General features: G+C 55.3%; 1 rRNA gene. It reads right to left on the bottom strand.

The features are described from left to right. Positions 1–489: ribosomal RNA gene (locus ALA01S_RS31310) — 16S ribosomal RNA — on the bottom strand; the annotation flags it as partial. Positions 490–667 lie beyond the last annotated feature (178 nt).

Below are 667 nucleotides of genomic sequence, written 5' to 3'. Positions count from 1 at the left end.
ATTCTTCAGGTACCGTCATCCTCCCGAGGTATTCGCTCAGAAGATTTCTTCCCTGACAAAAGCGGTTTACAACCCGAAGGCCTTCTTCCCGCACGCGGCATGGCTGGATCAGGCTTGCGCCCATTGTCCAAAATTCCCCACTGCTGCCTCCCGTAGGAGTCTGGGCCGTGTCTCAGTCCCAGTGTGGCTGGTCGTCCTCTCAGACCAGCTACAGATCGTCGGCTTGGTAGGCCTTTACCCCACCAACTACCTAATCTGACATCGGCCGCTCCAATGGCGCGAGGCCCGAAGGTCCCCCGCTTTCACCCGTAGGTCGTATGCGGTATTAATCCGGCTTTCGCCGGGCTATCCCCCACCACTGGGCACGTTCCGATGCGTTACTCACCCGTTCGCCACTCGTCGGCACCCGAAGGCCCGTTACCGTTCGACTTGCATGTGTAAGGCATGCCGCCAGCGTTCAATCTGAGCCAGGATCAAACTCTTCAGTTCGATCTTGAAAATTACTGCTCAAAGGAAATCCGAAGAAAAACTTCAAATTCCTACCTTGAGCGTTCGAAGCTCAATCAAGAGCCTCAGGATCTGCAACCCGAAGGTCACGAACCCCATTGAGGCACCTCACGAAGCCACTCGAACGCCCACGCTTATCGGCTGTATGTTTTTAAAGAGC

Source organism: Azohydromonas lata NBRC 102462 (assembly GCF_001571085.1).
In the GTDB taxonomy this organism is placed as follows: domain Bacteria; phylum Pseudomonadota; class Gammaproteobacteria; order Burkholderiales; family Burkholderiaceae_C; genus Azohydromonas; species Azohydromonas lata.
This window is presented reverse-complemented; position numbering and strand designations above follow the sequence as displayed.